Origin of the sequence: Nonomuraea sp. NPDC049309, assembly GCF_043196965.1 — a bacterium.
In the GTDB taxonomy this organism is placed as follows: domain Bacteria; phylum Actinomycetota; class Actinomycetes; order Streptosporangiales; family Streptosporangiaceae; genus Nonomuraea; species Nonomuraea fastidiosa.
Window position 1 is genome coordinate 39,441 of record NZ_JBICSH010000005.1, and the last position, 13,983, is coordinate 53,423.

General features: G+C 71.2%; 14 protein-coding genes and 1 pseudogene. 9 read left to right on the plus strand and 6 right to left on the minus strand.

The genetic code is table 11. The annotated features are described in order from the left end of the window. Positions 1-27 precede the first annotated feature (27 nt). Positions 28-291, minus strand: a complete 264-nt coding sequence (locus ACGFIM_RS28550) for a hypothetical protein (protein ID WP_393206011.1) — start codon at positions 289-291, stop codon at positions 28-30. Between the two features lie 98 nt (positions 292-389). Between ACGFIM_RS28550 and ACGFIM_RS28555 the strand changes: the two genes are divergently transcribed. After that, entirely contained in the window at positions 390-593 is a 204-nt protein-coding gene (locus ACGFIM_RS28555; protein WP_393206014.1) for a hypothetical protein, read from the plus strand. 31 nt (positions 594-624) lie between these two features. On the opposite strand, the gene ACGFIM_RS28560 is transcribed toward ACGFIM_RS28555, so the two are convergent. After that, positions 625-1,215, minus strand: a complete 591-nt coding sequence (locus tag ACGFIM_RS28560) for a TetR family transcriptional regulator (RefSeq protein WP_393206017.1) — start codon at positions 1,213-1,215, stop codon at positions 625-627. Between the two features lie 78 nt (positions 1,216-1,293). On the opposite strand from ACGFIM_RS28560, the gene ACGFIM_RS28565 reads away from it, so the two are divergent. Genes ACGFIM_RS28565 through ACGFIM_RS28580 form a run of 4 tightly spaced genes read left to right on the plus strand, consistent with a single transcriptional unit; the run spans position 1,294 to position 5,954 of the window. Then, positions 1,294-2,292, plus strand: coding sequence for a Gfo/Idh/MocA family protein (locus tag ACGFIM_RS28565; protein WP_393206020.1), 999 nt, complete (start codon positions 1,294-1,296; stop codon positions 2,290-2,292). After that, positions 2,289-2,780 carry a (2Fe-2S)-binding protein gene (locus tag ACGFIM_RS28570; RefSeq protein WP_393206023.1) on the plus strand — a complete coding sequence of 164 codons (492 nt, stop codon included), beginning with the start codon at positions 2,289-2,291 and terminating at the stop codon, positions 2,778-2,780. Before ACGFIM_RS28565 ends, ACGFIM_RS28570 begins: the two co-directional genes overlap by 4 nt. Further along, positions 2,780-3,751, plus strand: coding sequence for an FAD binding domain-containing protein (locus tag ACGFIM_RS28575; RefSeq protein ID WP_393206026.1), 972 nt, complete (start codon positions 2,780-2,782; stop codon positions 3,749-3,751). Before ACGFIM_RS28570 ends, ACGFIM_RS28575 begins: the two co-directional genes overlap by 1 nt. 16 nt (positions 3,752-3,767) lie before the next feature. Further along, positions 3,768-5,954: a xanthine dehydrogenase family protein molybdopterin-binding subunit gene (locus ACGFIM_RS28580; RefSeq protein WP_393206029.1), complete on the plus strand. Its 2,187-nt coding sequence runs from the start codon at positions 3,768-3,770 to the stop codon at positions 5,952-5,954. A 245-nt stretch (positions 5,955-6,199) separates the two neighbouring features. Here ACGFIM_RS28580 and ACGFIM_RS28585 read toward each other — a convergent pair whose 3' ends face one another. Next, positions 6,200-6,787 (minus strand): TetR/AcrR family transcriptional regulator, encoded by a 588-nt coding sequence (locus tag ACGFIM_RS28585; protein WP_393206032.1) that lies wholly within the window; start codon positions 6,785-6,787, stop codon positions 6,200-6,202. Positions 6,788-7,003: 216 nt separating this feature from the next. On the opposite strand from ACGFIM_RS28585, the gene ACGFIM_RS28590 reads away from it, so the two are divergent. Beyond that, positions 7,004-8,260 carry a cytochrome P450 gene (locus ACGFIM_RS28590; protein WP_393206035.1) on the plus strand — a complete coding sequence of 419 codons (1,257 nt, stop codon included), beginning with the start codon at positions 7,004-7,006 and terminating at the stop codon, positions 8,258-8,260. Positions 8,261-8,370: 110 nt separating this feature from the next. Here ACGFIM_RS28590 and ACGFIM_RS28595 read toward each other — a convergent pair whose 3' ends face one another. The 3 genes and pseudogenes from ACGFIM_RS28595 to ACGFIM_RS28605 form a co-directional block, all read right to left on the minus strand. Then, a complete protein-coding gene (locus ACGFIM_RS28595; RefSeq protein ID WP_393206038.1) occupies positions 8,371-9,027 on the minus strand; it encodes a hypothetical protein in 657 nt (218 codons plus the stop codon). A 225-nt stretch (positions 9,028-9,252) separates the two neighbouring features. Continuing rightward, positions 9,253-9,705, minus strand: a pseudogene (locus ACGFIM_RS28600) (SigE family RNA polymerase sigma factor); the annotation flags it as partial. A gap of 68 nt (positions 9,706-9,773) precedes the next feature. Beyond that, entirely contained in the window at positions 9,774-10,553 is a 780-nt protein-coding gene (locus ACGFIM_RS28605) for a DeoR/GlpR family DNA-binding transcription regulator (RefSeq protein WP_393206041.1), read from the minus strand. Between the two features lie 137 nt (positions 10,554-10,690). On the opposite strand from ACGFIM_RS28605, the gene ACGFIM_RS28610 reads away from it, so the two are divergent. The 3 genes from ACGFIM_RS28610 to ACGFIM_RS28620 are packed head-to-tail and all read left to right on the plus strand — an operon-like array spanning position 10,691 to position 13,924. Next, complete coding sequence (locus ACGFIM_RS28610; protein ID WP_393206044.1) at positions 10,691-11,668, plus strand: carbohydrate ABC transporter permease; 978 nt, start codon at positions 10,691-10,693, stop codon at positions 11,666-11,668. Beyond that, on the plus strand, positions 11,668-12,543 hold the full coding sequence (locus tag ACGFIM_RS28615; RefSeq protein WP_393206047.1) for a carbohydrate ABC transporter permease: 876 nt from the start codon (positions 11,668-11,670) through the stop codon (positions 12,541-12,543). Before ACGFIM_RS28610 ends, ACGFIM_RS28615 begins: the two co-directional genes overlap by 1 nt. A 43-nt stretch (positions 12,544-12,586) precedes the next feature. After that, positions 12,587-13,924, plus strand: coding sequence for an ABC transporter substrate-binding protein (locus ACGFIM_RS28620; RefSeq protein ID WP_393206050.1), 1,338 nt, complete (start codon positions 12,587-12,589; stop codon positions 13,922-13,924). Positions 13,925-13,983 lie beyond the last annotated feature (59 nt).

The following is a 13,983-nucleotide window of genomic DNA, read 5'->3' on the forward strand; positions in this document are numbered from 1 at the left end:
GATGGCCGGGCGGCCGGGGCCGCCGCATCATCCGGCCCTGCGCATGCCGTCGTTGTGCGCGCCGCGGACGCCGCCGGCGTCGACGGCGGCCTCCCCGGCCAGTCCTTCCACGAGCTCGGCGCAGACGCGGGCGGCGACCTCCGCCCTGGGCGGCATCTTCGCTTCGTAGGCGGAGACCGCCTGGTCGAGGCCGGACCGCGTGGCGATGGCGGCGGCCAGGTCGCTGCCGTCGAACGGGGCGAGGTCGGCGCCGATGCCGAAGGGCGGCATGAGGTCGCCCTGCGCGATCACATCCTCACGCGGGCCGCCGTCGCGGCCTCCCCCGAAGCCGCATCGCTCGCCCGGCCGGTGGAGAGCACCCCGGCCCTGCGCGACCACGCGCGCCGCATGTGGTACGCCACGAGACCGCGCTCGCCCGGGCCATCGCCGATGAGGTCGGCGCCGGCCACGACGACGTCACCTGCGCCGCGTTCGCCCGCTTCACCCTCGAAGCGGCGCATCTCGTCCACGCCCACCCGGACCCCGAGCGGGCCGCCGACGCGATCTTCGGCTTGCTCGGACACGGCTGGGCCACCGCGCACCCCGGCGCCTGACGGCGGGGCGAGATCGCCGGGGTCGCGCCCGTCAGGCGAGACCGTCGAAGCGACGGAAAGCGGCCTCCACCTGCGCGGGCAGGTCGGCCGGGTCCTCCGCGAGCCGCATGGCGGCATGGAGGCAGGCCAGCGACACCTGTGTGGCGAGCGTGGCCGCCATGGGCGTGGCGTCGTGCGCGAGCAGGACGTCTGCGATCATGGCGGCCTCTTGCTGCTGCTTGAGGAGCATGCGCGCCATGAGGTCGGGGTGGTCGCGCAGCAGCCGGGCGTGCACCGCCGACCGCTCGGGCGCGGCGGTCCACCGCGACATGCCCTCCACCGTGGCCGTCTTGACCACCGCCAGCGCCGTGGCCAGCGAGTCGCCGATCGGCCGGCGCTTGGCGGCCTCCCTGGTGAGCGCGTCGATGAGGGTGGCGAGCGTGCGCTCGTCGTCGGCGAAGACGACCTCCTGCTTGTCGCCGAAGTAGCGGAAGAACGTCGTGCGCCCGACCTCCGCGCGCTCGGCGATCTCGGTGACCGTGACGTCGTCGAACCCGCGCTCGCCGAACAGCTCGTACGCGGCCGTGATGATCGCGTTGCGCGCCTTCTGCCGCTTGCGTTCCTGGAGCGATTCGGCCGACATGGCGAGAAGTCTATCGCAATGGAACTCGATGCCTTATGGTACTAAGTACCAAACGGTATCGAGTCCAAGGAGGACGGGGTGCTGAGAATCGGCGTGCTGGGCGCGGCGGCCATCGCGCCGGCCGCGCTCATCAGGCCCGCCAGACAGGTGCCGGGCGTCACGGTGACGGCGGTCGCGGCCAGGGACAGGGCACGGGCCGAGCGGTTCGCGGCCCGGCACGGGGTCGGCACGGCGTACGGCTCCTACGACGACCTGCTCGCCGACCCCGCCATCGACGCCGTCTACATCGCGCTGCCCAACGCCCTGCACGCGCCGTGGACGCTGCGCGCGCTGGATGCGGGCAAGCACGTGCTGTGCGAGAAGCCGCTGGCGGCCAACCGGGACGAGGCCCGGCAGGTCGCGGCGGCGGCCGGCGACCGGGTGGTCATGGAGGCCCTGCACTACCGGCACCACCCGCTGGCCGAGCGCCTGCGCGCCGTGGTGCGCGAGGAGATCGGCCCGGTCCGCCGGTTACGCGTGACGCTGGGCGTTCCGCTGCCGCCCTCCGCCGACATCCGCTACTCCTACGAGCTCGGCGGCGGCGCCACCATGGACCTCGGCTGCTACGCCGTCCACCTGGCCCGCCTGCTGGGCGGCGATTCGCCGCGGGTGGCGGCGGCGCGGGCCCGCGTGCTGCGCTCGCGACCCCTGATCGACCGGGCCATGCGGGCCGAGCTGGTCTTCCCCGGCGGCGCGCGCGGCGAGATCCGGGTGTCGCTGTGGGGGCGCCCGCCGCTGTCGATCTCCGCCCACGTGACGGGCGAGCGCGGCGCGGTCAGCGTGGCGAACTTCCTCGTCCCGCACGTGTGGCACCGCCTGAAGGTGCGCGGCCCCGGCGGTGCGCGGGTGGAGCGGGTGGACGGGGAGCCCACCTACACCGCCCAGCTCCGGGCCTTCCACGCGGCGGTCACGACCGGCACGCCCCCGCTCACCGGCGCCGCGGACGCGGTCGTCACGGCGGGCCTGCTCGACGACGTCTACCGGGCCGCGGGGCTGCCGCCCCGCGGCGTCACCACTCTTCGCCAGGAGGCGACATGAGCGATCACCAGATCACGGCGGCCGCGGAGGCCGAGGTGGAGTTCGAGGTGAACGGGCGGCCACGGGTGCTCCGCCTGGACCCGCGCGTCACGCTGCTGGACGCCCTGCGCGAGCGGCTGCGGCTCACCGGCACCAAGAAGGGCTGCGACCGGGGACAGTGTGGTGCCTGCACCGTGCATGTGGACGGGCGTCGCGTGCTGTCGTGCCTCATACCGGCCGTCGCCGTGCAAGGGAGGTCCGTGACGACGATCGAGGGGCTGGGCGGCGGCGAGCGGCCGCATCCGGTGCAGCGGGCGTTCGTGGCGTGCGACGGGATGCAGTGCGGGTTCTGCACGCCGGGCCAGATCATGTCGGCGGTGGGGCTGATCGAGGAGGGGCATGCGGGCTCGGACGCCGAGATCCGCGACCACATGTCCGGAAATATCTGTCGCTGCGGTGCATATCAGCAGATCGTGGCGGCCGTACGGATGGCGAAGGAAGAGATGTGATGCGACCCTACGCGTACACCGCGGTCCGCACGGCCGCCGAGGCGCTGGAGCGGTCGGGCCCCGGCGCGGCCTACCTGGCGGGCGGCACGACGCTGGTGGACCTGATGAAGCTGGAGGTCATGACGCCGCACCGGGTCGTGGACATCGGCGCGGTGCCGCTGACGGGCGTGCACGCCGACCGCGAGGGCCTGCACATCGGCGCCATGGAACGCATGAGCGACGTGGCGGAGCACGAGCTGGTCGCGCAGGCGTACCCGATGCTGGCCCAGGCGCTGCTGGCGAGCGCGTCCCCGCAGATCAGGAACATGGCCACCATCGGCGGCAACCTGCTGCAGTGCACCCGCTGCGGCTACTTCCGCGACCCGGCGACGCCGTGCAACAAACGGGAGCCCGGCTCCGGCTGCCCCGCCGTCGAGGGGGACAACCGCTCCCACGCCATCCTCGGCACCAGCGACGCCTGCGTGGCCGCCCACCCCAGCGACCTGGCCGTCGCGCTCGTCGCACTGGGCGCCCGGCTGTCGCTGCTCGGCCGCTCCGGCACCCGCACGCTGCCGCTGGCCGGCTTCTACCGGCTGCCGGGCGGCACGCCGCACCTGGAGAACGAGCTGCGGCGGGACGAGCTGATCACCCGGGTGACGGTGCCCGAGCTGCCGTGGGCGCGCAGGTCGGTGTACGTGAAGGTGCGCGACCGGCGGTCGTACGAGTTCGCGCTGGTCTCCGCCGCCGTGGCCCTGGACGTGAGCGGCGGCGTCATCAGGGACGCCCGGGTCGCGGCGGGCGGCGTCGGCACCCGGCCGTGGCGGCTGCCCGCCGTCGAGGAGGCGCTGAAGGGCGGGCCGCCGGAGGTGGAGACGTTCGAGGCGGCCGCCGCCCGCGCCGCCGACGGCGCCAGGCCGCTGCACGGCAACGCCTTCAAGGCGGCGCTGCTGCGCCGCACCATCGTCCGCGCCCTCGTCCACCTGGCAGGCTGACATGACACCACCTTCGATGAGCAGGATCGACGCCCTGGCCAAGGTCACCGGGGAGGCCGCGTACGCCGCCGACCACCACCTCGACGGCATGGCGTACGCGCACCTGGTGACCAGCACGATCGGCGCGGGCCGGATCACCTCGATGAACCTCGACGCGGCGGTCAAGGCCGGCGGCGTGGTCGAGATCTTCACCCCGGACGACCCGCTGCCCTTCGCCGCGACGCTGCCCGGGATCGGGGGCTTCTTCGCCGACCCCCGCCACCCGCTGTCCGATCACGACATCCGCCACCACGGCCAGATCGTCGCCATGGTCGTCGCCGAGACCCTGGAGCAGGCCCGCGACGCCGCGGCGCTGGTCGAGGTCACCTACGAGACGCGGCCGCCGAACGCCGACTTCGATCGGGCCAAGGAGCACGCCGTGCCGCCGCCCCCGGTCCTCGACCTCCCGCTCGGCCAGGTGATCGAGAAGCCGGCGGGCGTGGACATCGAGGCCGCGCTGGCCGCGAGCGAGGTCAGGGTGGAGGAGACCTACGACGTTCCGCCCCGGCACCACATGATGATGGAGCCGCACGCGGCCGTCGCCTTCTGGGAGGACGGCCGGCTGACGATCCACAGCGGCACGCAGGGCCCGGCGGCGCACGCGATCGAGCTGGCCACCGTGCTCGGGGTCCCGCCCTCGGACGTGCACGTCGTCAGCCCGTACGTGGGGGGCGCGTTCGGCGGGAAGGCGTTCACCTGGACGCCGATCATGCTGGTCGCGGCCGCCGCCCGCGCGCTCGGCCGCCCGGTCAAGCTGGTGACCGCCAGGGAGCAGCTGTTCACGGTGACCGGCCATCGGGCGGCGACGTCGCAGACGATCGGGCTCGGCGCGCACCGGGACGGGCGGCTGTACGCGATCAAGCACCACACGGTCAGCGAGAGCCTGGTGGAGGACCCCGGCTACCGCGCCACCCAGAAGTACTACGCCACCCCGAACGCGCACATCCGGCTCTCCATCACCCCCGGCATGAACCTGCCGCCCGCCACGATCATGCGCGCCCCCGGTGACGAGGCCGGCAGCTTCGCTCTCGAGAGCGCCATGGACGAGCTGGCCGACCGGCTCGGCATGGACCCCGTCGAGCTGCGGCTGAAGAACTACCTGACGAGCACGCTGATCGGCGGCGTCCCGTACGCGGGCAAGCACCTGGAGGAGTGCTACCGGGTGGGCGCCGAGCGGTTCGGCTGGGCGCGCCGCAGCCCCAGGCCGGGCGCGGTGACCGACGGCGACGACCTGGTCGGCATGGGCATGGCCACCGCCATTCTGGACGCGGGCCGGGCCGCCACCACCGCGCGGGTGGCCTTCCGCCTCGACGGCACGGTCACGGTGGGCTGCGCGACCTCCGATCCCGGCACCGGCATGGCGACGGCGATGGCGATGACGGCCGCCCGAGCGCTGGGCCTGCCCGCCGACCGGATCACGCCCCTGCTCGGCGACTCCCGGCTGCCGGTCGCCGGCAGCGAGGACGTCTACGGCGCCATCGGCTCGGCCGCCGCGGCGACCGTGTCGGGCGGGGTACTCGCCGCCGCCCAGGAGGCGATCGACACGTTGATCAGGCATGCCGCCACCGCCGAGGGCTCGCCGCTGCGCGGGGCGGGCGACATCCGCTACGACCAGGGCCGGCTCCTCGGCGGTGGCACGTCCGTGGACTTCGGCGAGCTGCTGGCGCTGACCGGGGCGGGCGAGATCGGCGCGGACGGCACCAGCACGGCCGCGGACGACGGTCACGCGCACGCCTCGTACGCCGCCCACTTCTGCGAGGTGAGAGTCGACCGGTGGACCCGCGAGCCCCGCCTGTCACGCTTCACCACCGTGGTGGACGCCGGGACGATCCTGAACGCCACGACCGCCCGCAACCAGATCACCGGCGGCGTGCTGTTCGGGCTGGCGGCGGCCCTGTGCGAGGCGGGCAGGGTCGAGCCCGCCACCGGCCGGATCGCGAACGCCAACCTGGCCGACTACCTGCTGCCGGTCAACGCCGACGCCGTGGACATCGACGTGCACTTCCTCGACCGTCCCGACACCGGGCTCGGCGGGACGGGCGCGCGCGGCATCGGCGAGCTGGGCACGGTCGGCGCCGCCGCCGCCTTCGCCAACGCCGTCTACAACGCCACCGGCATCCGCGTCCGCGCCCTCCCGATCACCGTGGACAAGCTGCTCACGTGAGGCAGGCTCCTCCCTGGCGACAGGCCGTCGCCTGAATGCCACACTCGGGGTCGAGCACGCCGTCTCCCCACCTCATCACGGCGCCAGGGAAGGACGACGATGCCGCACCGGTCATGCGGGACGGACGGCCTGGGCACGGGTGGCCGCGCGGTTCGACGACGTGATGGGGCCTGAGCAGGCCCTGACCAGGACCGCTCGGGCCGGCCTGGAGCGCGTCCGCGGCGCGCTGAAGGGCGGCGCGGAGATCAGCCGTCCTTGCGGCCGGTCAGGGTGCGGGCCAGCCGGATGGCGACCTCGGCGTTCATCGGGGCGTGGCCGATGAGCAGGCGGTACCACATCAGGCCGAGGAGCTGGTCGACCAGCAGGTCGAGGTCGGTGTCCGAGGGCAGGTCGCCCTGCTCGACGCCGCGGGCGAGCAGGGCGCGCAGCTCGTCCCTGCGGCCGGAGACGAAGCGGCGCAGGCCTTCGGCGGCCACCGGGTCGCGCTGGGCCTCGGCCATGATGCCGCGCAGCAGCCCGGAGACCTTCTCGGCGGTGGCGAAGGTGGCCGCGAGGAAGGTCTCCAGGTCGTCGGCGAACACGCCGGTGTCGAGGCCGGGCGTCTGCTGCCTGGCGCGTTCGGCCATGGCCTCGAGCAGGACCGCGCCCTTGGACGGCCACCAGCGGTAGATGGTGTGCTTGCTGACCCCTGCGGCCTTGGCGATGGCGTCGATCGGGACGGCCGCGTAGTCGTTGGCGATCAGCAGGTCCGCGGCGTGGTCGAGGATGGCCTGGCGGACGGCCGGGTTGCGCCGCCGTCCGGTGTGCGGGCGTGGCTCGGGGTCGGGACTCACGCGGCCGAGCCTAACACTTGCGGGAACCGCCGGTTTCGGTACGCGATTTTCCGCGGCTTTTCGGGGCGGCGCGGAAACCAGGTGCACGTGATACATCCGTGACGACACATGCGTCTTCGCGATCACTTTCTTATTCTGGGCCGGACGCTCAGAGGTTTGGCCGCAGCCGAGAAACCTCGCCATAGCGGCCATCTCGGAGAACAGGGGACTTTCGCGATGACCGCAGAGAACGCTCCTTCCTGCCCGATCATCCATCCGCTGGATCTCGGCGACGACGGGGTGAACCGGCCAGGCCTTTACATCAATCCGCTTTACCACGAGCTGTGCGCGGCCGGGACCGGCGTGCACGAAGTCGTCCGGCCGAACGGCTCCCCCGCTCATCTGGTGACCCGATACGACGACGTGGTCACCGTTTTCCGCGACCAGGACGCTTTTTCCAGGCAGCGGGCGCTCGGCGACGACGACATCGATCTCGAGGGCACGATTCTCAGCCTCGACAAGGCCGAGCACGCCGCGGTGCGCGGCGTGGTGGCCGATCATTTCACGCCGCGCGCGGTGGGGAGGCTCGCCGGGCGGATCGAGACCCGCGCGAAGGCGCAGCTCGAGCACATGCTGCAGGCCGGCGAGCCGGCCGACCTGATGGAGGCGTTCGCGCTGCCGCTCGCGCTGAACGTCATCAGCGACCTGTTCGACCTGCCGCCGCAGGACAGGGAGCCGTTCCGCGCCTGGGGCGAGGCGTTCCTGGCCACCAGCACGCTCAGCCGGGCGGAGGCCGCCGAGGCCCACGTGGCGATGGTCGGATATCTGGCGGGCCTGATCGAGAAACGGCGCGCGGAACCGGGTGACGATCTTCTGTCCACGATCGCCGCGCGCGGCGATGGCATTCCTCCCGACCGATTGATCAAATTGCCGCTGGCCCTGCTCGTGGGCGGCTGGGAAACGACCGCGAGCAGCATCGGCACATTCACTCAGGTGCTGCTCTCCCATCCGTACGGCGATTACCCGACCGCTTACGCGTATCTGGTCGATCATCCGGAGAATGTGGAGAGCGCGGTCACGGAATTGGAACGCATGTTCACCACGGCCGCGGCGGACGCGCTGCCGCGCCGCGCCGTTCGCGACACCACGCTGCCGAGCGGGGCGCGTTTACGGGAGGGCGATCTCGTCATCCCGTCGCACGTCACCGCCAATTACGATCCGCGGGCGTTCCCCGAACCGCGCCGGATGGACTTCGGCCGCACGCCGAACCGCCACCTGTCGTTCGGCCACGGCGCCCACCACTGCATCGGCAGGCATCTCAGGCACGCCGAGGTGGTGGCGGCCGTGCGCCTGCTGCTGCGCGAGCTGCCGGCGCTACGGCTCGCGGTCCCCGCGGAGGAGATCCAGCGCAAGCCCGGCCAGGTCATCGCGGGGCCGGTGAGCGTTCCCGTCGCCTGGACGCCCGGTGCCGCGGACGGCCCGGCGGCGGCGTGACGGCTTCGGAAGGACGTCCCAAGAACGGCCCCGGGGACGGCTTCACAACGGCCCCCGGGGACGGCTCCTCAGGTGACCAGGCCGGCCGGGCCCCCGTCCGGCCTGGTCGCCTACTTGGCCGCGCGGCCGGGCAGCGTCAGGCCGTGGACCTCGCGGTATTCGCTCAGCGGCCGCAGGTCGCCGGTCGTGATGTCCAGCGCGAACAGCTTGTCGCTCTTGACGTGTTCCTTGACGACGGCCTCCCTGTCGTCGAGCCACCAGAGCGGCTCGGGCCCTCCGGACGTGGTGGGGGTGGGCAGCCGCCGCACGATCTCTCCGGTCTTGGCGTCGAGCACGGTGAGCACCGGCGCATCTTCCGGTGTCTTGTCCATGGCCACCACCGTCCGGCCGTCCGGCGCGACTTCGCTGAACGCGATCAACCTGCCGGCGAAGCGCACCGGCTCGCCCCCGCCGGTCACGGGCATCAGCCACAGGTCGGTCTTGATGTACCTGACGAGCTGGAGCACGCCGTCCTTGAGAATGACCGGCTCGAAGTCGCCGCGCAGCGGCGTACGCTCGCCGGTCCGCATGTCGATGATCGCGCCGGGGTGGTCGTCGAACTCCATCGGATCGTCGACGACGAGGTACCGGCCGTCGTCGGAGACCAGGAGCGGGGCGCCGACCGGGATCTTCTTCTCCGGCACCTTGACCGGTGAGACCTCCTCGACGCCGGTCTCCATGTCGCGGACGACGTACGCCTGCTCCTTGCGGCTGTAGCAGGCGAGCACGCCCCGTTCCTGCTGATCGCGATGGGCACGCTCCTTCCCTTGGCGGTTCTGGCGACGGCCTGCCGCAGGCGGTAGGTCGTGCCGGCGGTGGTCACCACCCGCCACCCCTCTTCCTCGCAGCGCTGCTCGCAGAGGGTCCGGTACGCGTGACTCAGCCTGCCCACCGGCCCGTCCGGCAGGTCGGGCGCCCCGTCGGCCCGGCCCTCTCCCCGTACGCTGTGCTCCTCATCCGGCCCGGCAGGCTCCACGGCCTGCACGGCCGGCTGGGTGACCGCCCGCCAGGGCGCCGTCATGACCACGCCGGTGGCCGCCGCCGCGGTTCAGCGCGTGATGGGTCTGGCTCTTGACGATGCCGACGGAGCAGCCGAGCGCTTCGGCCGTCTGCGCCTCGGTCAGGTCCTCGCAGAAGCGCAGCACGATCACCGCGCGCTGCCTGGGGCCGAGCCTGGCGAGCGCCTGGCGCAGCACGATGCGGTCGAGCGTGGCGTCGTCATGGGAGGCACCGTGATCGGTCGGCGCGGCGCTCGGCTGCTCGGGGCGCGACCGGCGCCGCCAGGACGTGTACTGGTTGACCAGCGACTTGCGGATGTACGCCTCGGGGTTGCCGTCCCTGGCCGGCTTGCCCCAATGTCTCACGACCTTGGACAGCACGCTCTGCAGCAGGTCCTCGGCCTGGTGGGCGTCTGCCGCGCTCCGCCCGCCTCAGGCCGAGCTCGGCGTCACCCGGGTTCGTGCCGCTGAGGCCGTCAGACGCGCAGGATCTTGGGGCCGGCCTCGCTGTAGCGCTGGGCGGCCGCCCTGGGGAGCTGCTTGCCGGTGACGATCCAGGTCACCTGCTTGAGGTCGGCGAACTTGGCGAAGCTGGCCACGCCGAACTTAGTGTGCTCGCACACCAGCACGCACTGCCTGGCCGCCTCCAGCGCCGCCGTCTTGGCCTGCGCCACGGCCGGGTCGGGCGTGGTCAGCCCGCGCTCGAGCGAGACGCCGTTGGTGCCCATGACCGTGAGGTCGACGTTCACCTCGCTGAGCATCGACGTGGCCCACCGGTCGACGGTGCCCATGGTGGTCGGGCGCAGCCGGCCGCCGACGATGATGACATCGTGGTCGGTGTGCCGGCCGAGCTCGGCGGCGACGGTCAGCGACCGGGTCACCACGGTCATCCTGCTCAGCCGGCGCATGGGCCCGATCAGGTCCTCGAGCAGCGCCCCCTCGTCGATGAGCACGGTGCCGACCTCGGCGATCATGGCGACGGCGGCCTCGGCGATCGCCAGGCGCTCGGCGGTCTTGGCCTTGTGCCGGTGCTCGAGCGGCGTCTCGTAGCGGCCGCTGTCGGTGGGATAGAAGACACCGTACGAGCGGGCGATCAGCCGCTGCGACTCCAGCGCCCGCAGGTCCCTGCGCAGCGTGGCGGGCGAGATCGCGAACATGTCGGCGATCTCGGAGACGACCGCGCGCCCCTCACTGCGTACGTAGGCGAGGATCCGCTGCTGGCGATCGAAGGCACGGCCTTGAAACATGCTTGACATCTCGCGGACACCCTTGCACATCTGAATGAAACGTTCGCGCAATGGTCACAGATTCGCCACCAAATGACCAGATCCGAGAACAAAACCGCCGTTCTAGTCGGCACACGTTCGTTCCCGACGCGGATGGGTGGTAGCCCGTGAGCAGTGGAGTCAGCGATCTCGAAGTGGGATCGGCACGCTCCGTCAGCGCCGGCCGGCCGACCGGCACCGCGAAGGAGACTTCCGGATCGCTCAGTGCGGCACGACGGCGCCGGCGCGGCTATCTGCTGTTCGCCGCGTTCGCGTTTCCCAACCTGGCGTTGATCGCGATCTTCGCGTACTGGCCGATCATCCAGAACGTCTACCTGAGCTTCACCACGTGGGACTTCATCTCACCCACGGCCGAGTGGTCCGGCCTCCTCAACTACCAGGCGCTCTTCAGCAACTGGACGTTCCCCTCGGTGCTGCTGCGCACCCTGGTGTGGGTCGTCGTCGTGGTGGTCGTGACGCTGGTGCTCGGCCTCGCGCTGGCGATGCTGTTCGCCCAGCGCATACGAGGCACCAACGCGGTCCAGACGCTGGCCTTCGCCCCGCACGTCCTGTCCGGGGCGGCGATCGCGACGATCTGGCTGTTCGTCTTCGACCCCAACCACGGCCTCAGCCGGCTGGTGTTCGAGGCGTTCGGATCCAGCTCGCCGAACTGGATCACCGATGACGCCTGGGCTTTGTGGGCGCTCATCATCGTCTCGATCTGGAAGGGCCTCGGCTTCGTCGCGATCGTCTACCTGGTGGGCATCCAGCAGATCCCCTCGGAGGTGCTGGAAGCGGCCAGGATCGACGGCGCGACCCGGTGGACGCAGTTCGCGCGGATCATCTTCCCGCTGCTCTCGCCCACCACGTTCTTCCTGGTCATCACGCAGACGATCTCGGCCTTCCAGGCGTTCGACGTGATCGCCATGATGACCGGCGGCGGTCCCGCCCGCTCCACCACGACGCTGAGCTGGTACATCTACGACGAAGCGTTCAACCGCAGCAACGTCGGCGGCTCCAGCGCGGCCTCGATGATCATGTTCGTGGTGCTGATGGCGATCACCGTCCTGCAGTTCCGATTCGTCGAGCGGAGGGTTCACTACTGATGACGGTCATGCCGACCGCGGCCGCGACCGAGCCCGCCCCGCCCAAGCCGCAGAGCTCCCGGCGGACGCCCTGGTGGGGCGTGCTCGGCCTGGTGGCCGCCGCCCTGATCTTCTTCATTCCGATCTACCTGTTCGTCACCACGGCGTTCAAGACGAACACCGACATCAACAGCTGGCCGATGCACCTCATCCCGGAGTCGCTGACTCTGGAGAACTTCGCCACCGCCTGGGAGCTGGCCCCGTTCGGGCAGTTCCTGGTCAACTCGGTCGTGGTGGCGGCGATCGGTACGGTGATCAAGGTCGTCCTGGCGGTCTTCACCGCGTACGCCTTCGCCTTCCTGCCGTTCCCCGGCAAGCGCTGGCTGTTCATCTTCATGCTGGGCGCGCTGATGGTGCCCGGCCACGTGACGCTGCTGGTGAACTACATCACCATCGGCAAGCTCAGCCTGCTGAACACCTACGCCGGTCTCATCCTGCCGGGCGTGGCATCGGCGTTCGGCACGTTCCTGCTCCACCAGTTCTTCCGCTCGCTGCCGTACGCGGTGCTGGAGGCGGCGCAGATCGATGGTGCCGGGCACCTGCGGACGATCTGGTCGTTCATCCTGCCGATGTCCCGGCCGGCGATCATCACGGTCGGGCTGATCGCCGTGATCGACGAGTGGAACAACTTCGTCTGGCCGCTGATCGTGACCAACTCGGTCAACATGCGGACGCTGCCGATCGGGCTGCTCTACCTCAAGGAGAACGACGGCATCAACGACTGGGGCGCCCTGATGGCCGGGACCCTCATCGTCATCCTGCCCGTGACCATCGTCTTCCTGCTGGCGCAGCGCTACATCGTCGCCGGCCTGGCCGGGAGCGCGCTACGCCGATGACGACCACGTATTCGCGATCCGGCTCGATCAGAAAGGAACCAGCGTGACGGGGACGAGTTTCAGCCGGCGCCGGCTCCTGACCGCCGCCACCGCGGCCGCGGCCGGCTTGGCACTGAACGCCTGCGCGGGCCGCAGCCTCGGCGACTACGCCCAGGTGAGCGGCGAGGTGCCGGACAAGTTCGCCCGCCGCCAGCGGGTGGTGCTGTGGAGCGCGTTCACCTCGCACAACGCCGAGGTGCTGCAGACCATCGTCGACGGGTTCAACGCCTCGCAGAGCGACATCTACTGCGAGATCCAGCTGTTCCCCGGGTACAACGCGCTGGACTCGAAGCTGGCCGCCAGCTTCGTGGTGTCGCAGGTTCCCGACCTCGTCACGCTCAGCGACGTGAACTGGAACCGCTACTTCCTCGCCGAGGCGCTGGAGCCGCTGAGCGGCTACTTCGACGCGAGTTTCCGCCCGGACTTCTACCACCCGACGTTCCTGAAGGAAGGCACCATCAGGAACGAGATCTACTGGCTGCCCTGGGCCCGCTCGACGCCGCTGTTCTACTACAACAAGGAGATCTTCGCCGGGGCGGGGCTGCCCGACCGGGGGCCGAAGACGTTCACCGAGCTGCGTGAGTGGGGCCGGCAGCTCAAGGGCTACAAGCACAACGGCTCGCCGGTGAAGATGCGCGCCTACAACGGCAAGGACGACTGGTACTTCCAGGGCTCGGCCTGGGCCTTCGGCGGCTCCTACTCCGACGGCATGACCTCGAAGCTGGCCTCCGAGGAGACCATCGCGGCCCTGGAGTTCGACCGGGCGTTCATCCACGACGACCAGATGGCCTACCTGGCCTCCGACGTGAACGGTGACTTCGCGGCCGGCGTGGCGGCCAGCATGTGCACCTCGACCGGCGCGCTCACCTCCCTGCTCAAGGCCGCCAAGTTCGAGATCGGCGCGGCCTTCCTGCCCGAAGAGGTGCAGCCGGGCGTGCCGACCGGCGGCAGCGGGCTGGCGATCATGCGCAACGCGTCGAAGACCCGCAAGCAGGCGACCTGGGAGCTGGTCAAGTACCTGGCCCAGACGGGCGCGCCCGAGTGGAGCCTCAACACCGGCTATCTGCCGGTGACCACCAGCGCGCTCAACTCGCCGAAGATCCAGGAACGCAACGCCAAGAACCCGCAGTACCAGGTCGCCCAAGACCAGCTCAGCCTGGCGCGTCCGCCGGACGTCATGCGCCGGTACGTCAACGAGCTGATCTCCGAGATGCTGATCGTGCTGCAGAAGGTGTACTCGGCCAACGCCGATCCGGGCGAGACGCTGCGCGAAGCGGTCAGGAACCTCGACCCGGCCGTCCAGCGCGTGCTGCCGAAGTACCACCGGCTGGTCGCACCCTGACCTGGACCTCTCGTGCCGCCGCTCCCCGGCCACCCCCACACGGGACGTCATGGACACCA